The organism is Pseudomonas sp. MS01C9, from assembly GCF_058202755.1.
In genome coordinates this window covers 3,332,758-3,357,213 of the sequence record NZ_CM177073.1, presented here as the reverse complement: position 1 = coordinate 3,357,213, position 24,456 = coordinate 3,332,758, and the positions used below count along the sequence as shown (strand labels likewise).

Below are 24,456 nucleotides of genomic sequence, written 5' to 3'. Positions count from 1 at the left end.
CACAAAAAAACCTGTGCAGAAGAAATCGAGCGGGCCCTGGAACATCTGTCAAAACAACCAGTCATAGCCATGTGCCACACCGGCAAATCACAAGGACCCCAGCGATGCGCAGCTTTGCGAAACGTTCGTCAATCCAACTGGCTACCGCAACTTTGCTGCTCGGCAGCCTGGCCCTGGCCGACATCGCTCACGCGGCGGTTGAAGTTTCTTCCAACGGGCCGTCTTACTCCGACGTCATTCCTGCCCTTCATCATGAGGCGTTTGATAAGTACACACTCGTCAGGACCAACATCAGCGCCAGTGCCTTGGAAAACCTGCCAAAAACCGTGAAGGACAATGCCGACGAACTGGAAAACCAGAAGCGCACCCTCGCCGAGCAGGCCCGCCAGATCGAGGAGCTCAAGCGCAACAGCGGCTCGAGCTCCACCTCCAGCAGCAGGGAGATTGACGATCTCAAGCGCACCATCAAGGAACAGGAACGCGAACTGAGCGACCTCGGCAAGCAAGTGGAGGAACTCAAGCGCAATGGCGGGTCCAGTGCGAGTGCGAGCAACAGCGAAATTTCCTCGCTGAAACAGGAACTCGGCAACCAGGATCGCGAGATGGATCAGCTCAAACGCACAGTCGAGGAATTGAGCCGGAAGGTGAAGTAGCGGAGGGATGATGGTGCCCGAGACAGGAATCGAACCTGCGACCTTCGCGTTACGAGTGCGCTGCTCTACCGGCTGAGCTACACGGGCGGTGGCTAAACCTAGCATCGTCGCCTGTGGCCAGGCAACCCGCGACAAAAGGATTTTCGCCACACAGCAAAACGCCCCGAACCAGTCGGGGCGTTTGCTTGTTCAGCGGTCAGGCGCGGGGGTGATTAAACGCCCGATGCCTTGGCTGCTGCGACGTCCTTGATGGACAGCTTGATACGGCCGCGGTTGTCCACGTCCAGTACCAGCACTTCCACTTCCTGGCCTTCCTTGAGGATGTCGGTCACTTTCTCGACGCGAGCATCGCTCAGCATGGAGATGTGAACCAGACCGTCCTTGCCCGGCAGGATGTTGACGAAGGCGCCGAAGTCGACGATGCGCTCGACCTTGCCGACGTAGATCTTGCCGATCTCGGCTTCGGCAGTGATGCCCAGGACGCGCTGGCGTGCAGCCTCTGCCGCTTCCTTGGTTTCGCCGAAGATCTTGATCGAACCGTCGTCCTCGATGTCGATCGAAGCCTTGGTTTCCTCGCAGATCGCACGGATGGTCGCGCCGCCTTTACCGATGACGTCACGGATCTTGTCGGTGTCGATCTTCATCGCGATCATGGTCGGAGCGTTTTCCGACAGTTCGGTACGGGACTGACCGATGACCTGGTTCATCTGACCGAGGATGTTCAGGCGCGCTTCCAGGGCCTGGCCCAGGGCGATCTCCATGATCTCTTCGGTGATGCCCTTGATCTTGATGTCCATCTGCAGCGCGGTCACGCCCTTGGCGGTACCGGCTACTTTGAAGTCCATGTCGCCCAGGTGGTCTTCGTCGCCCAGGATGTCGGTCAGGACGGCGAACTTCTCACCTTCCTTCACCAGGCCCATGGCGATACCGGCAACCGGCGCCTTCATCGGAACGCCTGCGTCCATCAGTGCCAGGGAAGCGCCGCAGACCGAAGCCATGGAGCTCGAACCGTTGGACTCGGTGATTTCCGAAACCACGCGGATGGTGTACGGGAACGAATCGGTGTCCGGCAGCATGGCCTGGACGGAACGGCGGGCCAGGCGGCCGTGACCGATTTCGCGACGACCGGCGCCACCCATGCGGCCACACTCGCCCACCGAGAACGGCGGGAAGTTGTAGTGCAGCATGAACGGGTCTTTCTTTTCGCCTTCCAGGGTGTCCAGCAGTTGCGCGTCACGGGCGGTGCCCAGGGTTGCAACGACCAGGGCCTGGGTTTCACCACGGGTGAACAGCGCCGAACCGTGGGTCTTCGGCAGCACGCCGACTTCGATGTTCAGCGGACGTACGGTGCGGGTGTCGCGACCGTCGATACGTGGCTTGCCGTTGACGATGTTTTCGCGAACGGTGCGGTATTCGATTTCGCCGAAAGCCGCCTTGACGTCGCTGGCCGATGGCTGGCCTTCTTCGCCGGAGAACCGCGCCACTACCTGGTCACGCAGCTCGCCCAGGCGCGCATAACGGTCGGCCTTGATGGTGATGGTGTAGGCCTGGGAAATCGCTTCGCCGAACTCGGCACGGATCGCGCCCAGCAGCTCGGTGGCTTCCGGTTGCGGCGCCCAGGTCCAGGTTGGCTTGGCAGCTTCGGCGGCCAGTTCCTTGACGGCGTTGATCACGACCTGGAACTCGTCATGGGCGAACAGTACGGCGCCCAGCATCTGGTCTTCGGTCAGTTCCTTGGCTTCGGATTCAACCATCAGCACGGCTTCGGAAGTACCGGCCACGACCATGTCAAGGCTCGATGCCTTCAGTTGCTCGTAGGTCGGGTTCAGCAGGTAGCCGGTGCTTTCGTGGAAGGCCACGCGGGCAGCGCCGATAGGACCGTCGAAAGGAATGCCGGAGATCGCCAGCGCGGCCGAGGTACCGATCATCGCAGCGATGTCCGGATCGGTTTTCTTGCTGGTGGAAACGACGGTGCAGACCACCTGCACTTCGTTCATGAAACCTTCAGGGAAAAGCGGACGGATCGGACGGTCGATCAGGCGGGAAGTCAGGGTTTCCTTCTCGGAAGGACGGCCTTCGCGCTTGAAGAAACCACCCGGGATCTTACCGGCGGCGTAGGTCTTTTCCTGATAGTGGACAGACAGAGGGAAGAAGCCCTTGCCTGGATCGGCCTGCTTGGCACCGACAACGGTCACCAATACGCTGACGTCGTCGTCAACGGTGACCAGCACTGCGCCGGATGCCTGACGGGCGATACGGCCAGTCTCGAGGGTAACGGTCGACTGACCGAACTGGAATTTCTTGATTACCGGGTTCACGGTGTCCTACCTTCTTTGTGGCTCTTGGGGAAACTTGTCTTCTTGCGAAATTCTTGGGCAGTGCCGGGAATCGGCCCAACGACTGTCCAGATAAAACTTGAGGCTGGGAGCCTGCCGGTCGCCGACGCGAACGCGGGCAACTGGCAGACAACCAACCTCATAGCGCAATCGCTGATTAGCGACGCAGGCCCAGGCGGCCGATCAAGGTGCTGTAACGATTGACGTCCTTGCCCTTGAGGTAGTCCAGCAGCTTGCGACGCTGGTTTACCATGCGGATCAGACCACGACGGGAGTGGTGATCTTTACCGTTGGCCTTGAAGTGACCTTGCAGTTTGTTGATGTTGGCGGTCAGCAGTGCAACTTGCACTTCTGGCGAACCAGTGTCACCAACAGCTTGCTGGTAGTCGGTCACGATCTGAGCTTTTTCTTCAACGCTGAGTGCCATGTGGCTTTCCTCTTGTTCAAGGTACCGTTTCCGAGGAAACCGCACCAACAGGCCAGGGACAGATCCCTGTATCTATAAATGAGTGATGACCGTGCCTGTTGACAGCCACACTCGCCCGCCTGCTTACACAGACGGGTTCCGGTCATTCCGACCGAATCAATCGACGTGGCGCAATGCGCCCGTCTTCGCTCACTTCACCGATACCGATGAAGCGACCGTTGTGATCCTGTACCCGTACCATGCCGAATTTCGGCGCGTCTGGGGCGCGTACCGGCTGGCCGTTGAGCCAGTAGAAAGCGCTGTGTTCGGAGAATTGCAGCAGCGGCCAATCCAGCAAGCCACTGTCCGATGGCATCAGGAAACGGTCCACCGCTTCATTGCCACCTTCGGCATGTGCCGCTTCCAGCTCTTGCAACGTGACCGTCTGGGCCAGCGCGAAAGGACCGGCCTGGGTCCGTCGCAGTTCTGCCACGTACGCACCACAGCCGAGCTGCTCACCGATATCCTCCACCAGGGTACGGATATAGGTGCCTTTGCTGCAATCCACGGCAAGCCGGACAGTATTACCGTCAAAAGCCAGCAATTCCAAGCGCGCAATAGTAACAGAACGCGGTTCACGCTCCACTACTTCGCCTGCACGAGCCAGCTTGTACAGCGGCTGTCCGTCCCGCTTGAGCGCGGAGTACATCGGCGGTATCTGACTGATTTGCCCGCGGAAACGCGGCAGTACCGCTTCGATATCCGCCTGACCAACGGTCACCGGGCGCTCGCGCAAAACCTCGCCTTCGGCATCTGCCGTGGTGGTGGTCTTGCCCAGTTGCGCCAGGGTTTCATAGCCCTTGTCGGAATCGAGCAGGTACTGGGAGAACTTGGTCGCCTCGCCGAAGCACAACGGCAGCACGCCGGTGGCAAGCGGATCGAGGCTACCGGTATGCCCGGCCTTCTCGGCATTGAGCAGCCAGCGAACCTTCTGCAATGCCGCGTTGGAGGTAAACCCCAACGGTTTGTCGAGCAGGATGATGCCGCTCACGTTACGACGGATACGTTTGACCTGAGCCACCGGTTACTCCTTGGTGTCTTCGGGTTCAGCCGCGTGCTGACTGTCTTCAGCCACGGCGCGCTCGATCAGGGCCGACAGATGCGCCCCGCGCGCGACACTTTCGTCGTAGTGGAAATGCAACTGTGGAACGCTGCGCAACTTCATTTCGCGGGCCAGCTGCATGCGCAGGAAGCCGGCGGCCGAGTTGAGCACCTTGATGCTCTGGCCGATGTCTTCAGCATTGTCCTGGCCCATCACGGTGATGAAGATCTTCGCATGACCGACGTCACGACTGACTTCTACCGCGGTGATGGTCACCAGGCCGACGCGTGGATCCTTGACTTCGCGACGGATCAACTGCGCCAGCTCACGCTGCATCTGATCGCCGATGCGTTGGGTACGGCTATATTCTTTTGCCATGTCTTGTTACCTGTTACTGCCCCACGGTGAAACCCGCAAGGTCTGAAAGCGGCAAACGCCCGGCCTGGCAAAAAGCCGGACCGGGCGTTGCGTTTAGAGTCCGCCGGCGACGGCGCGCATGTGCATGCGGCCAGCCACCAGGGCTCTTGAAGTGCGCGAGTCAGAGGCTGCGAGCAACCTGGACCTTCTCGAAGACTTCGATCTTGTCGCCGACCTTGACGTCGTTGTAGCTCTTGACGCCAATACCGCATTCCATGCCGGCACGTACTTCGGAAGCGTCATCCTTGAAGCGACGCAGGGATTCCAGCTCGCCTTCGAAGATCACGATGTCTTCACGCAGTACACGGATCGGACGGTTACGGTGAACGACACCTTCGATCACCATGCAACCGGCGATCGCGCCGAACTTCGGCGAACGGAACACATCGCGTACTTCGGCCACGCCCAGGATGTTCTCCCGCACGTCGCTGCCCAGCATGCCGGTGAGGGCTTTCTTGACGTCTTCGATGATGTCGTAGATCACGTTGTAGTAACGCATATCCAGACCTTCCTGCTCGACGATCTTGCGAGCGCCGGCATCGGCACGCACGTTGAAGCCGAACAGTACAGCGTTGGAAGCCAGCGCCAGGTTGGCGTCGCTTTCGGTGATACCACCGACGCCGCCACCGACCACGCGCACCTGCACTTCGTCGTTGCCCAGGCCGTTCAATGCGCCCTGCAAGGCTTCCAGCGAGCCACGGACGTCGGACTTGAGGACGATGTTGAGCGTCTTCTTCTCTTCCTGGCCCATGCTTTCGAAGATGTTTTCCAGCTTGCCGGCGTGAGCGCGAGCCAGTTTGACTTCGCGGAACTTGCCTTGACGGAACAGAGCCACTTCACGGGCTTTCTTCTCGTCGGCCACAACGCTCATCTCGTCGCCAGCGTCCGGGGTACCGTCCAGGCCGAGGATTTCGACCGGAATGGCCGGACCGGCCTCCTTGATGGCCTTGCCGTTCTCGTCGAGCATGGCACGCACGCGGCCATAGTTCGAACCGACCAGCACCATGTCACCCTGACGCAGCGTACCGTCCTGAACCAGGACCGTTGCCACCGGACCGCGGCCCTTGTCCAGGCGCGATTCGACTACGACACCACGGCCAGGAGCCGATGGCGTGGCGGTCAGTTCGAGCACTTCAGCCTGCAGCAATACCGCTTCGAGCAGCTCGTCGACGCCAGTACCCATCTTCGCGGAAACCGGGACGAATGGCGTGTCGCCACCCCAGTCTTCGGAGGTCACGCCGTGAACCGACAGTTCGCTGCGGATGCGATCGAGGTCGGCACCCGGCTTGTCGATTTTGTTCACCGCCACCACCAGCGGAACACCGGCCGCCTGGGCGTGCTGGACAGCCTCGACAGTCTGAGGCATCACGCCGTCGTCCGCCGCGACCACCAGGATCACGATGTCGGTCGCCTTGGCACCACGGGCACGCATTGCGGTAAACGCGGCGTGGCCCGGGGTATCGAGGAAGGTGACCATGCCACGTTCGGTTTCAACGTGGTACGCACCGATGTGCTGGGTAATGCCGCCGGCTTCGCCAGCCGCTACCTTGGCGCGACGGATGTAGTCGAGCAACGAGGTCTTACCGTGGTCGACGTGGCCCATGACGGTCACGACCGGTGCACGAGGAACCGCTTCACCTTCGAACTTCAGGGACTCGGCCAGGGAATCTTCCAGGGCGGTGTCGCTGATCAGGGTCACTTTGTGGCCCAGCTCTTCGGCAACCAGTTGGGCAGTTTCCTGGTCCAGTACCTGGTTGATGGTGGCCGGGGTACCCAGCTTGAACATGAACTTGATGATTTCAGCAGCCTTGACCGACATCTGCTGGGCCAGGTCGCCCACAGTGATGGTCTCGCCGATCTTCACTTCGCGCACGACAGGACCGGTAGGGCTCTGGAAACCGTGGGCGTTGCGCTTCTTCAGCTTGGCCTTGCCACGACCGCCGCGACGGAAGCCATCGCTTTCTTCGTCGGTGGTGCGTGGAGCAACCCGCGGGGCCGGTGCCTTTTCCTTGACCGACGCGCGATGAGGAGCATTCTTGCGCTCGCCATCACCACCACGACGGTTTTCGTCGGCACGCGACTTGTCCGGGCGACGCTGTTCGTCACGCTTGCGGATATCCGCCACAGGGGCTGGAGCCGGAGCCAGTACCGGCGCGCTTTCACGCACAGGCTCGACAACCTCGGCAGGTTCCGCGACCGCTTCGACCGGAGCGGCTTGCTCCGCAGGAGGCTGGCGACGCGCTTCTTCTTCGGCGCGGCGCTTGGCTTCTTCTTCAGCCTTCTGGCGCGCAGCATTTTCCGCTGCACGACGTTCTTCCAGCTCGCGTTTGCGCTCGGCTTCGATTTCTTCCGGGCTGCGCTGCACGAAAACTTTCTTCTTGCGCACTTCTACGCTGATGCTCTTGCTACCGGCAACACGCAGGGTGCTGGTAGTTTTACGCTGCAGCGTGATCTTGCGCGGTTCTTCCACTTTTGCCTTGTGACTGCTCTTCAAGTGAGTCAGCAGGGACTGCTTCTCACTGTCGGTCACATGTTCCTCGGCGGCGGTGTGCGGCAGACCTGCCTCACGCATCTGCTGCAACAGGCGCTCTACCGGTGTTTTGACCTCATCGGCCAGTTGTTTCACCGTGACTTGCGTCATGCACTTCTCTCCTCAGGCCGCGCCTAATTACTCGAACCAGTGGGCTCGGGCGGCCATGATCAACTTGCCGGCACGATCATCGTCAATGCCGTCGATGTCGAGCAGATCGTCAATAGACTGCTCGGCCAGGTCTTCGCGGGTAATTACGCCGCGCACCGCCAGTTCCATCGCCAAATCCTTGTCCATACCCTCAAGCGAGAGCAGGTCTTCGGCCGGATGGGCGTCTGCCAGCTTTTCCTCAGTAGCGATGGCTTTGGTCAACAAACGATCCTTGGCCCGAGCGCGAAGCTCGGTGACGATATCTTCGTCAAAGCCATCGATGTTGAGCATCTCTTCCACCGGCACGTAGGCAATCTCTTCCAGGCTGGTAAAGCCTTCATCCACCAGCACCTGCGCCAACTCTTCATCGACTTCGAGCTCTTCGATGAAATTGCGCAGGATGTCGCCGGTTTCAGCTTGCTGTTTGGCCTGGATGTCCGATTCGGTCATCACGTTCAAGGTCCAGCCTGTCAGTTGGCTGGCCAGACGTACGTTCTGACCACCGCGACCGATGGCCTGGGCCAGATTGTCTGCGCCAACGGCGATGTCCATGGCATGGGCATCTTCGTCGACGATAATTGCCGCCACTTCGGCAGGCGACATGGCATTGATCACGAACTGGGCCGGGTTATCGTCCCACAGCACGATGTCCACGCGCTCGCCGCCCAACTCGCCGGATACGGCCTGGACACGCGAACCGCGCATGCCGATGCAGGCACCTTGCGGGTCGATACGCTTGTCCTTGGAACGGACCGCGATCTTGGCACGCGAGCCCGGATCCCGGGAGGCGCCCATGACTTCGATCAGGCCTTCGGCGATTTCCGGCACTTCGATGCGGAACAACTCGATCAGCATTTCCGGCGCGGTACGCGACAGGATCAACTGCGGGCCGCGGTTCTCGGTGCGGATTTCCTTGAGCAGCGCACGCAGACGCACCCCCACCCGGAAAGTCTCGCGGGAAATGATGTCTTCCCGAGCCAGCAGCGCCTCGGCATTGTTGCCCAGGTCGACGATCACGTTGTCGCGGGTAACCTTCTTCACGGTGCCGGAGATGATTTCACCCAGCTTCTCGCGATAGGCGTCGACGACTTGCGCACGCTCGGCTTCGCGAACTTTCTGCACAATGACCTGCTTGGCAGTCTGTGCAGCGATGCGACCGAACTCGATGGATTCGATCTTTTCCTCGACCACGTCACCCACCTTGGCGCCAGGATGCGTTTGCGCAACCTTGCTCGGCCAGGTTTCGATCGCCGGGTCATCCAGGTCGGCTTCCTCGACTACCGTCCAACGACGGAACGTCTCGTAGGCACCGGTGTGGCGATTGATCTCCACACGCAAGTCAACTTCGTCTTCAAACCGCTTCTTGGTAGCAGTGGCCAGAGCCAACTCCAGCGCTTCAAAAATCACGCCAGCCGGTACGCCCTTTTCATTGGATACCGACTCAACAACCAGCAGTACTTCTTTGCTCATCGTACGCCTCGCCTTTCGCAAGCCATTGGATCCGCGGGATCCGCAGTATCTGGCACGTATCAGTCAAAACTGGGAATAATGTTGGCCTTGTCGATCATATCGATCGGCAACAGGAACTCATGGTCATCTACCTGCACCACGACGTCCTGCTCTTCTACACCGCGCAGAAGGCCTTGAAAGTTGCGTCGTCCTTCAAAAGGCGAGCGCAGCTTGATCTTTACTTGTTCCCCGGCAAACGAGGCAAACTGTTCGAGAGTGAACAGAGGGCGCTCCATGCCAGGCGAGGAAACTTCAAGGGTGTATTCGCTGCTGATAGGATCTTCAACATCCAGTACACCGCTGATCTGACGGCTGACGATGGCACAGTCGTCCACCAGCACGCCGCCTTCCTTATCGATATAAACGCGCAACAGTGAGTGGCGACCTTGAGCCGAAAACTCAATACCCCAGCATTCATAGCCAAGGGCCACGACCACCGGGGCCAACAAGGCCTGCAACTGTTCTAGCTTGCTCGACACCTGAACCCCCTCGTGCATGTTTGTGCATGCTGTGCAAATAAAAAAAAATGGGCGAATCGCCCATCCCTGAAACGCCGTTGAACAGCGGCGTTGTAAAGTGTCCAGCTAACAAAAAGCCCCTTGGAAGGGGCCCTGAAACTGGTTGCGGGAGCCGGATTTGAACCGACGACCTTCGGGTTATGAGCCCGACGAGCTACCAGGCTGCTCCATCCCGCGACAAAGCTGGGGCAAAAGTATACGACTGATCCCTTATAGGGTCAATGTAACCTTCCACCTACAAGAAAGCCCGCAACTGCGGGCTCTCCTGTTCAATTGGTACCGAGAAGGGGACTCGAACCCCTACACCCTATGGGCACAACCACCTCAAGGTTGCGTGTCTACCAATTCCACCACCTCGGCAAATACTGCGCTTGAAACCTTCTTACTTCTGCTCTTGAGCTGGAGGCACGTCAGTCGCCGAGTTGGCCGACTTTTGCTCTTGAAGCACCGGGACATCATCAGAAGCCGGTTGTTGCTTTGGTACTTCCAATACTGCCGGGTTTGGCAAACCTACTTGAGTCAGCTCTTGAGCTTTCTCTTTAGCAAAGTAACCTAACCCTAAGCTGGTCAAGAAGAAACCGGCGGCGAGTATAGCAGTAAACTTACTAAGAAAGGTAGAGGAACCTTGGCTTCCGAATACAGTATTTGAAGCACCTGCACCGAAAGACGCACCAGCATCCGCACCTTTACCCTGCTGCAGCAGTACGAGAGCAACTACACCCAGTGCACCCAGCAGATGAAAAACGACTACGACTGTTTCCAGCATTTTTTCAGTTTCCCGCGGCGCGACAGATCGCACCGAACTCATCTGCATTCAGGGACGCTCCACCAATGAGCCCCCCATCGATATCCGGCATGCCGAACAGTTCGGCCGCATTGGCCGCCTTCACGCTGCCGCCGTATAGAAGCCGCACACCTCGTGCCACTTCAGAATTCTCTTCCGCCAACTGCGCGCGGATGGCGGCGTGCACATCCTGCGCCTGTTGCGGCGAAGCCGTCAGCCCGGTACCAATGGCCCAGACAGGCTCGTAGGCAATGACTGCCTTTGCAAAAGCACCGACACCCAGGTCTTCGATGATGCTGCCGAGCTGACGCCCTACAACCTCAATGGTCCTGCCGGCCTCACGATGCGCGAGGGTTTCCCCTACGCACAACACCGGGATCAGACCACAGGCCTGAGCTGCAGCAAACTTGCGGATCAAGGTCTTGTCCTGCTCGCCCATGATCTGGCGACGCTCGGAATGCCCAACCAGGACCAGGGAGCAGCCTGCATCCACCAACTGACTCGGCGCAATCTCGCCCGTCAACGCACCCTGCATGGATTCCACCGCAGAGTTCTGCGCGCCGACCGAGATCGACTTGCCTTTCAAGCCATCAACCACTTGGTTGATATACAAGCAAGGCGGGAATACCGCGACATCAACACCGCTTGGCAAGGCCAGATGACGAAGGCCGTTGATCAGCTCAGCGACGCTGGCGCGGGTACCGTGCATCTTCCAGTTACCAGCTACCATAGGGCGACGCATGCTGTACCTCGTCGGTCAAAGTGGGCGCAGATGTTACCCAACCGATTCATGACTGGCAAGCCGAATTCAGGCAGAAACTTCACTAACAAGCTTCGCCAGCTCTTCGGCATAACCGCGGACCTGTATTTCATCCTCGCCTTCGACCATGACGCGCACCAGGGGCTCCGTACCGGACTTGCGCAGCAACACGCGCCCACGTCCCGCCATCGCCCGGGTCACGCGCTCGCTGGCCTGCTTGACCGTCTCATGCTCGAGCGGGTTCGCACCACCACCGAAACGCACATTGATCAGCACTTGCGGGCATTTGCGCAACGCTTGACGCGATTGGGCCAGACTTTCATTGCGCGCCTTGAGCGCCATCAACACCTGCAAGGCGGCGATGATCGCGTCGCCGGTCGTGGTGTGGTCGAAGCACACGATATGGCCGGAGTTTTCACCACCGATGACCCACTCGCGCTCCAGCAGCTCCGAAATGACATAACGGTCGCCGACGTTGGCTCGCACGAACGGGATATCCAGGTCCGCCAGGGCCAGCTCGAGCCCGAGATTGCTCATCAGAGTACCGACCACACCGCCCTTCAGCTTGCCGCGCTCATGCAGATCGCGAGCGATGATGAACAGCAGCTCGTCCCCATCCACGACCGTGCCGGTGTGATCGACCATCAGGACCCGATCGCCATCGCCATCGAAGGCGATCCCGATATCGGCCTGCTCTGCCAGGACCGCAGCCTGCAAGGCGTCAGTATGGGTGGAGCCACAGTTGTGGTTGATGTTCAGCCCGTTCGGCTGGGCAGAAAGCACCACGACATCGGCACCCAATTCGCGGAATACACTCGGTGCGACTTTATAGGTGGCGCCATGAGCGCAATCGACGACGACTTTCAGCCCGGAGAAGCTGGTACCGGTGGGCACGCTGCCCTTGCAGAATTCGATATAGCGACCCGATGCGTCGTTGATCCGCGATACCTTGCCGATCTTGCTCGACTCGACCACCGTCATCGGGGTATCCAGCAGCTCTTCGATCATCAGCTCGACTTCGTCCGGCAGCTTGGTGCCCTTGCCGGAGAAAAACTTGATGCCGTTGTCATCATGGGGATTATGAGAAGCACTGATGACGATACCCGCCTGCGCATGGAAGGTACGCGTCAGGTAGGCAATGGCCGGCGTCGGCATCGGCCCCAGCAGCATCACATCGGCACCCGCCGAGGTCAGACCAGCCTCAAGAGCCGACTCGAACATGTAGCCGGAAATGCGCGTGTCCTTGCCGACCAGCACCTTGCAGGCGCCCATCTTGCGGAACGCCATGCCAGCGGCCCAGCCGAGCTTGAGCATGAAATCAGGTGTAATGGGGTACTCGCCGACCCGACCACGAATGCCGTCGGTGCCAAAGTATTTCTTGCTCATAAGTGCTCCGTCATTCTTATTCGGCTGATTCCACCGCTGCGATCATCCGTACGATATCCATCGTTTCGGCCACATCATGCACCCGCAGCAGGCGCGCGCCTTTTGTAACAGCCAGGGCCGCGAGCGCAAGACCGCCATACAGGCGCTCTCCCACCGGTCGACCCAGGGCATTGCCTATCATGCTCTTTCGCGAGACGCCGACCAACAACGGCCGCCCCAGGGCATGCAATGCCTCCATGTGCTTGAACAGGCTCAGGTTGTGAGCCAAGGTCTTGGCAAAACCGAACCCGGGATCCAGCACGATCTTTTCGGCAGGGATACCCGCCGCGACGCACTGCTTCAGGCGTTCCGCGAGGAACTCGCCCACCTCCCGGGTCACGTCACCATAACGAGGATCGTCCTGCATGGTTCCGGGCTCGCCGAGCATATGCATCAGACACACCGGCAGGCCGGTAGCCGCCGCGGCATCCAGGGCTCCATCGCGCCGCAAGGCGCGGACGTCATTGATCAGCCCCGCCCCAAGTCGCGCGCTTTCGCGCATGACCGCCGGCGTGGACGTATCGACCGAAATTATGACATCAAGTTCGCGATGGATGCGTTCGACAATCGGCGCCACCCGCTCCAGCTCTTCGACGGGCGAGACGGCTCGTGCGCCCGGCCGGGTCGATTCGCCGCCAACATCGATCAGCGTCGCGCCGGCCGCCACCATGCCTTCGGCATGCCGCAGCGCAGCATCGAGCTGGCTGTATCGGCCACCATCGGAAAAGGAATCGGGGGTGACATTGAGAATGCCCATGACATGCACACGGGCCAAATCAAGAACCCGGTTGCCGCAAAGCAACCGGGTCGAGGACTGTACAGAAGTCATTTCAAGCCTTAGACATCAGCAGCCGGACCACCGATCGGTGTTTCCGGGCGCTCGCCCTGTACCGCTGGAGGAGTACCTGGAGTACCGGTACCACCCGACCAGTCGCGAGGTTCACGAGGAGGACGGCCCGCCATGATGTCGTCGATCTGCTCGGCATCGATGGTTTCATATTTCATCAACGCATCGGCCATGGCATCGAGCTTGTCACGGTTGTCCGTAAGGATCTGCTTGGCGGTGCCGTAGCACTGGTCGATGATGCTGCGTACTTCGGAGTCGATCAGCTTAGCGGTATCACCCGAGAAACTGGCGTGCTGGCCGGTACCACCACGACCGAGGAACACCTCGCCCTCTTCTTCCGCATACATCAGAGGCCCCAGCTTTTCGGACAGGCCCCACTTGGTGACCATGTTCCGGGCAATCTGGCTGGCACGCATGATGTCGTTGGACGCCCCGGTGGTCACACCATCGAAGCCCAGGGTCATTTCCTCGGCGATACGACCGCCGTACAACGAACAGATCTGGCTGATCAAGGCACGCTTGGACAGGCTGTAGCGATCCTCTTCCGGCAGGAACATGGTCACGCCCAGCGCACGACCACGGGGGATGATCGAAACCTTGTAGACGGGATCGTGCTCAGGCACCACCCGGCCCACGATGGCATGCCCCGCCTCGTGATAGGCGGTGTTGCGCTTTTCCTTTTCCGACATGACCATGGTCTTGCGCTCGGCGCCCATCATGATCTTGTCCTTGGCCAGCTCGAATTCCTTCATTTCCACGACGCGCTTGCCGGAGCGGGCGGCGAACAACGACGCCTCGTTCACCAGGTTGGCCAGGTCGGCACCGGAGAAGCCCGGCGTGCCGCGAGCGATGACCGCAGGAGCAACGTCGTCACCCATTGGCACCTTGCGCATGTGAACCTTGAGGATCTGCTCCCGACCACGAATATCCGGCAGCCCTACCACGACCTGGCGGTCGAAGCGGCCTGGACGCAACAGTGCGGGGTCGAGCACGTCAGGACGGTTGGTCGCGGCAATCACGATGATGCCGTCGTTCATTTCGAAGCCATCCATCTCCACCAGCAACTGGTTGAGGGTCTGCTCGCGTTCATCGTGACCGCCACCCATGCCGGCGCCACGGTGGCGACCAACGGCGTCGATTTCGTCGATGAAGATGATGCATGGCGCATGCTTCTTGGCCTGTTCGAACATGTCGCGAACACGGCTGGCACCCACGCCGACGAACATCTCGACGAAGTCGGAGCCGGAAATCGTGAAGAACGGCACCTTGGCTTCGCCGGCAATCGCCTTGGCCAGCAAGGTCTTGCCGGTACCGGGCGGGCCGACCATCAGCACGCCACGAGGGATGCGGCCACCCAGGCGCTGGAACTTGCCCGGATCACGAAGGAATTCCACCAGCTCGCCGACTTCTTCCTTGGCTTCGTCACAACCAGCGACGTCAGCCAGCGTGGTCTTGACCTGGTCTTCGGAAAGCAGGCGCGCCTTGCTCTTGCCAAAGCTCATCGGCCCGCCCTTGCCTCCGGCACCGCCCTGCATCTGGCGCATGAAGAACATGAACACCGCGATGATCACCAGGATCGGGAAGCTGGCTACCAGGAGCTGGGTCCAGATACTTTGCTGCTCAGGCTGCTTGCCTTCGACCACGACATGGTTGTCCACCAGGTCGCCGATCAGGCCATTGTCCTGGATGGCCGGACGAATGGTCTTGAAGCTGTCGCCATCGGTACGCTTGCCGGTGATCACATAGCCATCGACGGCAACGCGCTCGACCTTGCCATCCTTGACCTGCTGAATGAAGTCGGAATAGTTGAGGGTCTGCGGCTCGTTAGGGCTGGAGAAGTTGTTCATCACCGTCACAAGGACAGCGGCGATGATCAACCACAGGATCAGATTCTTTGCCATGTCGTTCAATTAACTACCCTCTGAAGCTGGCTCCGCTGACGGCGCGCGCCTCGCATGATATTCACCGGCCTAACTTACTACATTACCTACGACCCTGGCAGGCGCCGTCTGTAACCCTTTGTGAAACTTTGACCGCATAATTTTCGTTACGCGACGTTTGCAATGCGAAATAAAAAAACCTATCGACCCTTTCAAAGACGCTCATCGCTGGCCGAACCCTCGATCCCGCGGAAGCCACGCGCCAACAGATACTGTTCGCGGGAGCGGTCGCGAGACGACAATGGCTTGCGCATCTGCACCTTGTCGAACAACTTGCGGATGCCCTTGTGGTATTCGTCGAAGCCTTCGCCCTGGAAGACCTTGATCAGAAAATCACCGCCTGGACGCAGAACCCGCCCGGCGAGATCCAGGGCCAGTTCGCTGAGAAACATCGCACGGGGCATGTCGACAGCCGCCAATCCACTCATATTGGGGGCCATATCGGAAATCACAAGGTCCACCTGCGTATTTCCGACGGCCTCCAGGATTTTCGCCAGCACGGCGTCTTCTGTGAAATCGCCCTGGATGAAGGTCACATCGGGGATGCTGTCCATCTCCAGGATGTCGGAAGCGATCAAGCGACCTTGCCCGCCAATCAGACGACTGGTCACCTGGGACCACCCGCCAGGCGCCGCGCCGAGGTCGATCACGGTCATGCCGGGACGGATGAGCCGGTCCTTTTCCTGGATCTCCAGCAGCTTGTAGCTGGCACGCGAGCGATAGCCGTCTTTCTGCGCCATCTTGACGTATGGATCGTTGAAATGCTCTTTGAGCCAGTTCTGGCTAGTCTTGGAACGGGCCACAGGCCACCTCTGAATAAAAACGGGTCGTGATTAAGTGGGCGGTCCCGGACGCGCTCGGGTAAACTGGCCGCCGCTTTTTTACAAGATCAGACGCAGGGGTCAGATTATGCCGCTCACTCAAGAGCAGAAGAAACAATACAAATCCATTGGCCACCATCTGAAACCGGTTTTGACTGTGGCTGACAACGGTTTGACTGAAGGTGTACTGGCCGAGCTGGAACGCGCCCTGAGCGATCATGAGCTGATCAAGATCAAGCTCAACATCCTCGATCGCGAAGCCCGCCTGGCTGCCATCGCTGAACTGTGCAAGGCCGGCAAGGCCGACCTGGTGCAGGTCATCGGCAAGATGGCGTTGATTTATCGCAAGAATTTCAGCGTCAACAAGCAACTGTCGAACGTTCACCGCTTCAAGTAACGCCAATCAAAGCTCAAGGGTGCGCTTCGCGTACCCTGCCGCTCCACCCCGGAACCGGCTGCAGCACCAGCACCAAGCCAGAGAAACCCAGCACCAGGTAACTGAATACCTGCCACCGACTCGCATCCGGCCAGCCGAGACGCACCGCGAAGAACATCCCGCACGCATACAGCGCCATGAGCAGCAACTGCCCACGAATGTCGCGCCATAGGCTCGAAAGGCCCTCGACCTGAACCAGTACCAAGGCCTGGAATACGACACACACTGCCGAGAAGATGACCAGCAGCAGCGTCAGCATGCCAGCTATTTCATCGATCAGCAGCGGCGCCAGGCCGATCCGACCCAGCACCGGCAGCATACCGATGTGCAGCAACCAGAGGCCGCCCACCCATAACATCTGGGTCAGCTGCCAAAGCATGGCGCCCGCTTTAAGCAGGCGGCCTCGCTCAGATGTGGCGGACTTCGACAATCTCGTACTCGATGACGCCACCCGGCGTCTTTACCGCGACCACATCCCCTTCCTCCTTGGCAATCAAGGCGCGGGCGATGGGCGAACCAACGGATATCTTGCCGAGCTTGATGTCTGCTTCGTCCTCACCAACGATCTGGTAGGTCACGCTTTCATCGGTTTCGACGTTGGCGATTTCCACGGTGGTACCGAAAATCACCTTGCCCGTATGCTCAATCGTTGTGACGTCGATGATCACGGCGTTCTGCATGCGGCCTTCGATATCCCGGATACGCGCCTCGACCATGCCCTGTTCCTCGCGGGCGGCATGGTATTCGGCGTTTTCCTTGAGATCGCCCAATTCGCGGGCCTCACCGATAGCCTGGCTCAAGCGCGGACGCTCGACCTTGGTCAGGTGGGCCAGCTCGGCTTCCAGGGCGCGAGCGCCCTGAACGGTCATGGGGTACTTGGTTATGCTCATGCCTTCAATCCTGCATGTAGATCCTGCAAGCGGCGCACGGTCTTCTCGGGACCGAACTTGAGCGCTTCGCAGATCGCTTCGCCCGCAGCAATGGTCGTTGTGCAATAGATCTTGTGCTGCAGTGCATTGCGACGAATGGAATAGGAATCGGCGATCGACTGGCGACCCTCAGTGGTGTTGATGATCAGCGTGACTTCGTCATTCTTGATCATGTCGACCACATGCGGACGCCCTTCGGTCACCTTGTTCACGCGGCGCACTTTCAGGCCCGCCGCCTCGATCACTTTGGCGGTACCGGCAGTGGCAACCACTTCGAAGCCCAAGTTGATCAGATCACGGGCCACGCCTGCAACCAGTGGCTTGTCGTCATTACGCACGCTGATGAACGCCGTGCCGCCTGTTGGCAGGACTTCGCTGGCGCCCATCTGGGCCTTGGCGAAAGCCTCGCCGAAGGTGTCGCCCACCCCCATCACTTCACCGGTGGACTTCATTTCCGGGCCGAGGATCGGGTCCACACCAGGGAATTTGGCGAATGGGAACACCGCCTCTTTCACGCTGTAGAAGTTCGGAATGATTTCCTTGGTGAAGTTCAGTTCGGCCAGGGTCTTGCCGGCCATGACGCGCGCCGCGATCATCGCCAGGGAAACACCGATGCACTTGGACACGAACGGCACGGTACGGGACGCGCGCGGGTTGACCTCGATGACGTAGATGTCTTCGCCCTGAAGCGCCAGCTGCACGTTCATCAGGCCGACCACACCCAGTTCCAGGGCCATTTTCTTGACCTGCTCGCGCATTTCGTCCTGCAGGTGCGCCGGCAACGAGTACGGCGGCAGCGAACAGGCCGAGTCGCCGGAGTGAACGCCAGCCTGCTCGATGTGCTGCATGATCGCGCCGATCACCACGTCCTTGCCGTCACAGACCGCATCCACGTCCATTTCGATGGCGCAGTTGAGGAAATGGTCCAGCAGCACCGGGCTGTCGTTGGACACCTGGACCGCTTCGCGCAGGTAGCGCTTGAGCTCTTCCTCTTGATAGACGATTTCCATCGCCCGACCGCCCAGTACATAGGATGGACGCACCACCAGCGGATAACCGATCTTGGCGGCGGCACGAATCGCTTCGTCTTCGCTGCGCACGGTGGCGTTAGGTGGCTGACGCAGGTTCAGGCGCTCGACCATCTGCTGGAAGCGCTCACGGTCTTCGGCGCGGTCGATCGCATCCGGGCTGGTACCGATGATCGGCACGCCGGCGGCCTCCAGGGCACGGGCCAGTTTCAGCGGCGTCTGGCCGCCATACTGGACGATCACGCCCTTTGGCTTCTCGACGCGAACGATTTCCAGCACGTCTTCCAGGGTCACTGGCTCGAAGTACAGGCGATCGGAGGTGTCGTAGTCGGTGGATACGGTTTCCGGGTTGCAGTTGACCATGATGGTCTCATACCCGTCGTCGCGCAGGGCCAGTGCGGCGTGTACGCAGCAATAGTCGAACTCGATACCCTGGCCGATCCGGTTCGGACCGCCGCCCAGGATCATGATCTTGTCACGGCCCGATGGCGCCGCCTCGCACTCTTCCTCGTACGTGGAGTACAGGTAGGCGGTGTCGGTGGCGAATTCGGCGGCGCAAGTGTCGACGCGCTTGTAGACCGGGAACACTTCGAGCTTGTGGCGATGCGCACGCAGGCTCTTCTCGGTCACACCCAGCAGCTTGGCCAGGCGCATGTCGGAGAAACCCTTGCGCTTGAGGCGGAACATGGTATCGCGGTCGATACTGGACATGCCCAGGGTCTTGACCTTCTCCTCTTCCTTGACCAGATCTTCGATCTGCACCAGGAACCATGGATCGATCATGTTCATGCCGAAGATCTGCTCGACGGTCATGCCGGCACGGAAGGCGTCGGCCACGTACCAGATACGCTCGGCACCCGGCACGGTCAGCTCGCGCTTGAGCTCGCTCATGCTTTCCGGGTTGTTCAGGTCGACCTTCGGATCGAGACCGCAAACACCCACTTCCAGGCCACGAAGCGCTTTCTGCAGGGATTCCTGGAACGTCCGGCCGATGGCCATGACTTCACCCACCGACTTCATCTGGGTCGTCAGGCGGGCGTCGGCCTTGGCGAATTTCTCGAAGGCGAAACGTGGCAGCTTGGTAACGACGTAGTCGATGGACGGTTCGAAGGATGCCGGGGTCTTGCCGCCGGTGATGTCGTTCGACAACTCGTCCAGGGTGTAGCCGACGGCCAGCTTGGCGGCGACCTTGGCGATCGGGAAGCCGGTCGCCTTGGAGGCCAGGGCCGACGAACGGGACACCCGCGGGTTCATCTCGATGACCACCATCCGGCCAGTGTTCGGGCAGATGCCGAACTGGACGTTGGAACCGCCGGTTTCCACGCCGATCTCGCGCAGTACCGCCAGGGAGGCGTTACGCAGGATCTGGTATTCCTTGTCGGTCAGGGTCTGGGCCGGCGCGACGGTGATCGAGTCACCGGTGTGCACACCCATCGGGTCGAAGTTTTCGATGGAGCAGACGATGATGCAGTTGTCCTTTTTGTCGCGGACCACTTCCATCTCGTACTCTTTCCAGCCGATCAGCGATTCGTCGATCAGCAGTTCCTTGGTCGGCGACAGGTCCAGGCCACGGGAGCAGATCTCTTCGAATTCTTCACGGTTGTAAGCGATGCCACCACCGGTGCCACCCATGGTGAAGGAGGGACGGATGATGCAAGGGAAACCGAGGCGCTCCAGCACGGCGTTGGCTTCTTCCATGCTGTGGGCGATGCCCGAGCGCGGGCATTCCAGGCCGATGGATTTCATCGCCTTGTCGAAACGCGAGCGGTCTTCGGCCTTGTCGATGGTGTCGGCATTGGCGCCGATCATTTCCACACCGAACTTCTCCAGGACGCCTTCACGCTCGAGGTCCAGGGCGCAGTTCAGCGCGGTCTGGCCACCCATGGTCGGCAACAGCGCGTCCGGGCGCTCCTTTTCGATGATCTTGGCAACGGTCTGCCACTTGATCGGCTCGATATAGGTGGCGTCGGCCATGGCCGGGTCGGTCATGATGGTGGCCGGGTTGGAGTTCACCAGGATGACGCGGTAGCCCTCCTCGCGCAGGGCCTTGCAGGCCTGGGCGCCGGAATAGTCGAACTCGCAGGCCTGGCCGATGACGATCGGGCCAGCGCCGAGAATCAGGATGCTTTTTATGTCTGTACGTTTTGGCATGGGTTTGTCACTCAAATCCGCAGGTCTGTCGGCTAGGCCGTCGAACAATCTTTGAAGCGCCCGCAGGGGCCTCCGCATGCGGGGCCGCCCTCGGGCTTCACGCGGTCAGCGTCGCTTGGCCATTTCATTGATGAAGCGATCGAACAGCGGAGCCACATCGTTCGGGCCCGGGCTGGCTTCAGGGTGGCCCTGGAAGCTGAAGGCGCTCTTGTCGGTTCGCTCGATGCCTTGCAGCGTGCCATCGAACAGCGACTTGTGGATTGCCCGCACATTGGCCGGCAGGGTCGCTTCGTCCACGGCGAAGCCGTGGTTCTGGCTGGTGATCATCACGACACCGGTATCCAGGTCCTGGACCGGGTGGTTGGCGCCATGGTGGCCGTGGCCCATCTTCAGCGTCTTGGCGCCCGAGGCCAGGGCCAGCAACTGGTGACCGAGGCAGATGCCGAAGACCGGAATCTCGGTTTCCAGCACATCCTTGATCGCCTGAATTGCATAGTCGCAAGGCTCGGGGTCGCCCGGGCCGTTGGACAGGAACACACCGTCGGGCTTGAGGGCCAGGACGTCGGCCGCCGGGGTCTGCGCCGGGACCACGGTCACACGGCAGCCGCGCGCCACGAGCATGCGCAGGATGTTCAGCTTGACGCCGTAGTCGTATGCAACGACGTGGTACGGCAATTCGGACGCTTCGATCGTCGGATGGCCGTCGATCTTCAGGTCCCAGACCGAGGAGCACCACTCGTACTGCTGCTTGGTGCTGACCACCTTGGCCAGGTCCATGCCCTTCAGGCCAGGGAAGCCTTGGGCGGCGGCGATGGCCGCTTCTTCGCAAATGTTGTCTCCGGCCATGATGCAGCCGTCCTGCGCGCCTTTTTCCCGGAGGATGCGAGTCAGGCGACGGGTGTCGATTCCAGCGATCGCCACGACGTTGTTGGCTTTCAGGTAGTCGGACAGGGACATGGTGTTACGCCAGTTGCTCGCTACCAGCGGCAGGTCACGGATGACCAGGCCAGCGGACCAGACACGATCGGACTCGGCGTCTTCCGGCGTGGTGCCGGTGTTGCCGATGTGCGGGTAAGTCAGGGTAACGATCTGCTGGGCGTAGGAAGGATCGGTAAGAATTTCCTGATAGCCGGTCATTGCGGTGTTAAACACCACCTCACCAACGGTCTGACCGTCGGCTCCAATGGCTTCGCCGCGAAAAATGCTGCCATCAGCAAGGGCGAGTATGGCTGGCTTAGTCAAGAAGACCTCCCGTAAATAAAGCCTGAAAGGGCGATCGCAGGTTGTAAAAAAGCGGAGTGACGTATGGACACGTCACCCCGCTTCTTTACACTGAATTATTCTGCGCGCTTTTAGTGGACACACTAAAGCTGTAGCTTACAGAAAAAGGCTTTTTTGGTCCACCGCTAATGAGCCTTAAAGGCAGGGGAATGCGACAGGGCGTCGCGAAGCGGTGCAAAACGGGGCTCAGTGTAACCCGAACCCCGCCTCGAAGACATCAACGCAGGTCGAGGACGTCCTGCATGTCGTACAGCCCAGGCTCGCGCCCATCCAGCCACAGCGCGGCACGCACGGCGCCCTTGGCGAATGTCATCCGACTGGAAGCCTTATGGGTGATTTCCAGACGCTCGCCTTCGGTGGCGAACAGCACGGTATGGTCACCTACCACATCCCCGCCACGCACGGTCGCGAAACCGATGGTGTCCCGCTCCCGCGCGCCGGTGTGCCCCTGGCGCCCATAGACCGCCACTTCCTGCAGGTCACGCCCCAGCGCATCGGCAATCACTTCCCCCATGCGCAAGGCGGTGCCCGATGGTGCATCGATCTTGTGCCGGTGATGCGCCTCGATGATTTCGATATCCGCATCATCCCCCAGCACGCGAGCGGTCAGGTCGAGCAATTTCAGCGACAGGTTCACGCCGACGCTGAAGTTCGCCGCGAACACGATCGGAATATCCTTGCCAGCATCCGCGAGCAATTGCTTCTGCGCGGCATCCAGGCCAGTGGTACCGATGACCATGGCCTTACCGTGCTTGCGGCAGACGGCGAGGTTCTTCAGCATGACATCCGGCAGCGTGAAATCGATCAGGACATCGAACTCGTCCAGCACCTTTTCCAGGCCACCGGACATCGGGACACCGATACGCCCAAGGGAGGCCAGTTCACCGGCATCAGCCCCCACCAGGGTGCTGTCAGGCCGAACGATGGCCGCCGTCAGCCCCGAGAGCGGCGAACGCTGCTGCACGGCCTCGACCAACGCCTTGCCCATGCGCCCTGCAGCGCCCATCACAGCTATACGTCGCATGCGACCTCCTTACAGATCGCCGAAGAAGCGCTTCACGCCTTCGAACCAACCGGTGGTTTTCGGTGAGTGACTGTTGTCGTCGGCCAGCGAGCTGCGGAACTCTTCCAGCAATTCGCGCTGACGACGACTCAAATTCACCGGCGTCTCTACCGCGACACGACACATCAGGTCACCGGCACCGCCGCCACGCACGGGAGCGACGCCCTTGCCGCGAATCCGGAACTGCTTGCCGGTCTGCGTCCCCTCGGGGATCTTCAGCTTCACCCGGCCATCCAGGGTCGGGATCTCGAGCTCGCCACCCAGCGCCGCGTCGACGAAGCTGATCGGCACCTCACAGAACAGATGCTTGCCGTCGCGCTGGAAGATCGAGTGCTCACGCACGTTGATCACCACATACAGGTCGCCAGTCGGGCCACCCTGGGCACCCGCTTCGCCTTCACCGGACAGGCGGATGCGGTCACCGGTATCGACACCGGCCGGCACCTTGACCGACAGCGTCTTGTATTCTTCGACACGGCCTTCGCCATGGCAGGAATCGCACGGGTCGGAAATGATTCTGCCTTGGCCATGGCAACGCGGGCAGGTCTGCTGCACCGAGAAGAAGCCTTGCTGCATGCGAACCTGACCGATACCGCCGCAGGTCGGGCAGGTAACCGGCGAGGACCCTTTCTTGGCCCCAGAACCGTCGCACGGCTTGCAATTGACCAGCGTCGGCACGCGGATGTTGACGGTGGTGCCGCGCACCGCTTCTTCCAGGTTCAATTCCAGCGTGTAGCGCAAGTCGCTGCCACGCTGGGCGCCGCCCCGGGCACCGCCGCGACCGCCACCGAAGAAATCACTGAACACGTCGCCGAAGATATCGGAGAAGTTCTGACCGCCGAACCCGGCACCGCCACCGCCCATGCTCGGATCGATACCGGCATGGCCATACTGGTCGTAAGCCGCACGCTTGCTGGAGTCGGACAGCACTTCGTACGCTTCGTTGGCTTCCTTGAACAGCTCCTCCGACGCTTTATCGCCGGGATTACGGTCCGGGTGATGCTTCATTGCCAGGCGACGATAAGCCTTTTTCAGCTCCGCCTCGCTGGCCCCCCGCTCTACACCCAATACTTCGTAAAAATCACGCTTCGCCATTAGTCTTTGCACTCTTATAGGACGTCCGGCAAAACTCTCCTGAGCCTCGCCCAACTCGTTGAGCCCCCAAAACAGGCTCGGACCCAACGCCGATTCAACGATCCTGGTCTTAAATCTTTCAGCCAGGTACCCGGCCAAAACGCAGCGTCTGTCGTTCGGAAAGCAGGAGCATTCCCGATCACGCCACCAGCACCCGAACGCTGTCGCATGCTGTAAAAATTCGTTGGCTCCAGACACGCCAACGCGGGAGCAAGCCCCCGCGCGGCGACATCCTA

21 protein-coding genes and 3 tRNA genes are annotated in these 24,456 nt (G+C 60.2%); 2 read left to right on the top strand and 22 right to left on the bottom strand.

All coding sequences use genetic code 11. The features are described from left to right. Positions 1 to 104 precede the first annotated feature (104 nt). Positions 105 to 653, top strand: coding sequence for a hypothetical protein (locus tag AC1M7R_RS15220; protein ID WP_072388539.1), 549 nt, complete (start codon positions 105 to 107; stop codon positions 651 to 653). Between the two features lie 11 nt (positions 654 to 664). Here AC1M7R_RS15220 and AC1M7R_RS15215 read toward each other — a convergent pair. From AC1M7R_RS15215 to rlmE, 16 genes are all read right to left on the bottom strand, one after another. After that, positions 665 to 740: transfer RNA gene (locus AC1M7R_RS15215), tRNA-Thr, on the bottom strand. 125 nt (positions 741 to 865) lie between these two features. Then, positions 866 to 2,971: a polyribonucleotide nucleotidyltransferase gene (gene pnp, locus AC1M7R_RS15210; protein ID WP_072430735.1), complete on the bottom strand. Its 2,106-nt coding sequence runs from the start codon at positions 2,969 to 2,971 to the stop codon at positions 866 to 868. Between the two features lie 175 nt (positions 2,972 to 3,146). Next, complete coding sequence (gene rpsO / locus AC1M7R_RS15205; RefSeq protein ID WP_039592311.1) at positions 3,147 to 3,416, bottom strand: 30S ribosomal protein S15; 270 nt, start codon at positions 3,414 to 3,416, stop codon at positions 3,147 to 3,149. 142 nt (positions 3,417 to 3,558) lie between these two features. After that, positions 3,559 to 4,476: a tRNA pseudouridine(55) synthase TruB gene (gene truB, locus AC1M7R_RS15200; protein ID WP_072388543.1), complete on the bottom strand. Its 918-nt coding sequence runs from the start codon at positions 4,474 to 4,476 to the stop codon at positions 3,559 to 3,561. Between the two features lie 3 nt (positions 4,477 to 4,479). Then, the gene (gene rbfA / locus AC1M7R_RS15195; protein WP_072388545.1) at positions 4,480 to 4,875 is read right to left on the bottom strand and encodes a 30S ribosome-binding factor RbfA; all 396 of its coding nucleotides are present in this window, start codon (positions 4,873 to 4,875) and stop codon (positions 4,480 to 4,482) included. Positions 4,876 to 5,035: 160 nt separating this feature from the next. Beyond that, positions 5,036 to 7,555: a translation initiation factor IF-2 gene (gene infB, locus AC1M7R_RS15190; protein ID WP_490609731.1), complete on the bottom strand. Its 2,520-nt coding sequence runs from the start codon at positions 7,553 to 7,555 to the stop codon at positions 5,036 to 5,038. A gap of 27 nt (positions 7,556 to 7,582) precedes the next feature. Next, on the bottom strand, positions 7,583 to 9,064 hold the full coding sequence (nusA, locus tag AC1M7R_RS15185; protein WP_072388549.1) for a transcription termination factor NusA: 1,482 nt from the start codon (positions 9,062 to 9,064) through the stop codon (positions 7,583 to 7,585). Between the two features lie 59 nt (positions 9,065 to 9,123). Continuing rightward, positions 9,124 to 9,582: a ribosome maturation factor RimP gene (rimP, locus tag AC1M7R_RS15180; protein WP_072388755.1), complete on the bottom strand. Its 459-nt coding sequence runs from the start codon at positions 9,580 to 9,582 to the stop codon at positions 9,124 to 9,126. Between the two features lie 139 nt (positions 9,583 to 9,721). After that, positions 9,722 to 9,798, bottom strand: a tRNA-Met gene (locus AC1M7R_RS15175). Between the two features lie 97 nt (positions 9,799 to 9,895). After that, positions 9,896 to 9,981, bottom strand: a tRNA-Leu gene (locus AC1M7R_RS15170). 22 nt (positions 9,982 to 10,003) lie between these two features. Continuing rightward, positions 10,004 to 10,387, bottom strand: coding sequence for a preprotein translocase subunit SecG (secG, locus tag AC1M7R_RS15165; protein WP_072388551.1), 384 nt, complete (start codon positions 10,385 to 10,387; stop codon positions 10,004 to 10,006). A gap of 4 nt (positions 10,388 to 10,391) precedes the next feature. After that, a complete protein-coding gene (tpiA, locus tag AC1M7R_RS15160) occupies positions 10,392 to 11,147 on the bottom strand; it encodes a triose-phosphate isomerase (protein WP_072388553.1) in 756 nt (251 codons plus the stop codon). Positions 11,148 to 11,213: 66 nt separating this feature from the next. Next, complete coding sequence (gene glmM, locus AC1M7R_RS15155; RefSeq protein WP_490609730.1) at positions 11,214 to 12,551, bottom strand: phosphoglucosamine mutase; 1,338 nt, start codon at positions 12,549 to 12,551, stop codon at positions 11,214 to 11,216. Between the two features lie 16 nt (positions 12,552 to 12,567). Beyond that, entirely contained in the window at positions 12,568 to 13,419 is an 852-nt protein-coding gene (folP, locus tag AC1M7R_RS15150) for a dihydropteroate synthase (RefSeq protein ID WP_072388557.1), read from the bottom strand. 8 nt (positions 13,420 to 13,427) lie between these two features. Beyond that, positions 13,428 to 15,338: an ATP-dependent zinc metalloprotease FtsH gene (gene ftsH, locus AC1M7R_RS15145; protein ID WP_072388559.1), complete on the bottom strand. Its 1,911-nt coding sequence runs from the start codon at positions 15,336 to 15,338 to the stop codon at positions 13,428 to 13,430. Between the two features lie 191 nt (positions 15,339 to 15,529). After that, the gene (rlmE, locus tag AC1M7R_RS15140; RefSeq protein WP_053152126.1) at positions 15,530 to 16,180 is read right to left on the bottom strand and encodes a 23S rRNA (uridine(2552)-2'-O)-methyltransferase RlmE; all 651 of its coding nucleotides are present in this window, start codon (positions 16,178 to 16,180) and stop codon (positions 15,530 to 15,532) included. Positions 16,181 to 16,286: 106 nt separating this feature from the next. On the opposite strand from rlmE, the gene AC1M7R_RS15135 reads away from it, so the two are divergent. After that, positions 16,287 to 16,595: a YhbY family RNA-binding protein gene (locus AC1M7R_RS15135; protein WP_072388561.1), complete on the top strand. Its 309-nt coding sequence runs from the start codon at positions 16,287 to 16,289 to the stop codon at positions 16,593 to 16,595. A gap of 13 nt (positions 16,596 to 16,608) precedes the next feature. Here AC1M7R_RS15135 and AC1M7R_RS15130 read toward each other — a convergent pair whose 3' ends face one another. The 6 genes from AC1M7R_RS15130 to dnaJ all read right to left on the bottom strand — a co-directional run bounded on the left by AC1M7R_RS15130 (position 16,609) and on the right by dnaJ (position 24,181). After that, the gene (locus AC1M7R_RS15130) at positions 16,609 to 17,013 is read right to left on the bottom strand and encodes an MFS transporter (protein WP_072458704.1); all 405 of its coding nucleotides are present in this window, start codon (positions 17,011 to 17,013) and stop codon (positions 16,609 to 16,611) included. Positions 17,014 to 17,041: 28 nt separating this feature from the next. Then, the gene (gene greA, locus AC1M7R_RS15125) at positions 17,042 to 17,518 is read right to left on the bottom strand and encodes a transcription elongation factor GreA (RefSeq protein ID WP_072388757.1); all 477 of its coding nucleotides are present in this window, start codon (positions 17,516 to 17,518) and stop codon (positions 17,042 to 17,044) included. Positions 17,519 to 17,520: 2 nt separating this feature from the next. Further along, on the bottom strand, positions 17,521 to 20,742 hold the full coding sequence (carB, locus tag AC1M7R_RS15120; protein ID WP_072388565.1) for a carbamoyl-phosphate synthase large subunit: 3,222 nt from the start codon (positions 20,740 to 20,742) through the stop codon (positions 17,521 to 17,523). A gap of 105 nt (positions 20,743 to 20,847) precedes the next feature. Then, the gene (gene carA, locus AC1M7R_RS15115; RefSeq protein WP_072388567.1) at positions 20,848 to 21,984 is read right to left on the bottom strand and encodes a glutamine-hydrolyzing carbamoyl-phosphate synthase small subunit; all 1,137 of its coding nucleotides are present in this window, start codon (positions 21,982 to 21,984) and stop codon (positions 20,848 to 20,850) included. Between the two features lie 256 nt (positions 21,985 to 22,240). After that, positions 22,241 to 23,047: a 4-hydroxy-tetrahydrodipicolinate reductase gene (dapB, locus tag AC1M7R_RS15110; protein WP_072388569.1), complete on the bottom strand. Its 807-nt coding sequence runs from the start codon at positions 23,045 to 23,047 to the stop codon at positions 22,241 to 22,243. Positions 23,048 to 23,056: 9 nt separating this feature from the next. Beyond that, the gene (gene dnaJ, locus AC1M7R_RS15105; protein WP_072388571.1) at positions 23,057 to 24,181 is read right to left on the bottom strand and encodes a molecular chaperone DnaJ; all 1,125 of its coding nucleotides are present in this window, start codon (positions 24,179 to 24,181) and stop codon (positions 23,057 to 23,059) included. Between the last annotated feature and the right edge of the window lie 275 nt (positions 24,182 to 24,456).

Bases quoted from the DNA above. Each gene is read 5' to 3' on its own strand.
- AC1M7R_RS15135 (WP_072388561.1), top strand. From the start codon at position 16,287: ATGCCGCTCACTCAAGAGCAGAAGAAACAATACAAATCCATTGGCCAC.
- glmM (WP_490609730.1), bottom strand. From the start codon at position 12,551: ATGAGCAAGAAATACTTTGGCACCGACGGCATTCGTGGTCGGGTCGGC.
- carB (WP_072388565.1), bottom strand. From the start codon at position 20,742: ATGCCAAAACGTACAGACATAAAAAGCATCCTGATTCTCGGCGCTGGC.
- tpiA (WP_072388553.1), bottom strand. From the start codon at position 11,147: ATGCGTCGCCCTATGGTAGCTGGTAACTGGAAGATGCACGGTACCCGC.
- folP (WP_072388557.1), bottom strand. From the start codon at position 13,419: ATGACTTCTGTACAGTCCTCGACCCGGTTGCTTTGCGGCAACCGGGTT.
- ftsH (WP_072388559.1), bottom strand. From the start codon at position 15,338: ATGGCAAAGAATCTGATCCTGTGGTTGATCATCGCCGCTGTCCTTGTG.
- infB (WP_490609731.1), bottom strand. From the start codon at position 7,555: ATGACGCAAGTCACGGTGAAACAACTGGCCGATGAGGTCAAAACACCG.
- rbfA (WP_072388545.1), bottom strand. From the start codon at position 4,875: ATGGCAAAAGAATATAGCCGTACCCAACGCATCGGCGATCAGATGCAG.
- dnaJ (WP_072388571.1), bottom strand. From the start codon at position 24,181: ATGGCGAAGCGTGATTTTTACGAAGTATTGGGTGTAGAGCGGGGGGCC.
- nusA (WP_072388549.1), bottom strand. From the start codon at position 9,064: ATGAGCAAAGAAGTACTGCTGGTTGTTGAGTCGGTATCCAATGAAAAG.
- dapB (WP_072388569.1), bottom strand. From the start codon at position 23,047: ATGCGACGTATAGCTGTGATGGGCGCTGCAGGGCGCATGGGCAAGGCG.
- secG (WP_072388551.1), bottom strand. From the start codon at position 10,387: ATGCTGGAAACAGTCGTAGTCGTTTTTCATCTGCTGGGTGCACTGGGT.
- rpsO (WP_039592311.1), bottom strand. From the start codon at position 3,416: ATGGCACTCAGCGTTGAAGAAAAAGCTCAGATCGTGACCGACTACCAG.
- AC1M7R_RS15130 (WP_072458704.1), bottom strand. From the start codon at position 17,013: ATGCTTTGGCAGCTGACCCAGATGTTATGGGTGGGCGGCCTCTGGTTG.
- AC1M7R_RS15220 (WP_072388539.1), top strand. From the start codon at position 105: ATGCGCAGCTTTGCGAAACGTTCGTCAATCCAACTGGCTACCGCAACT.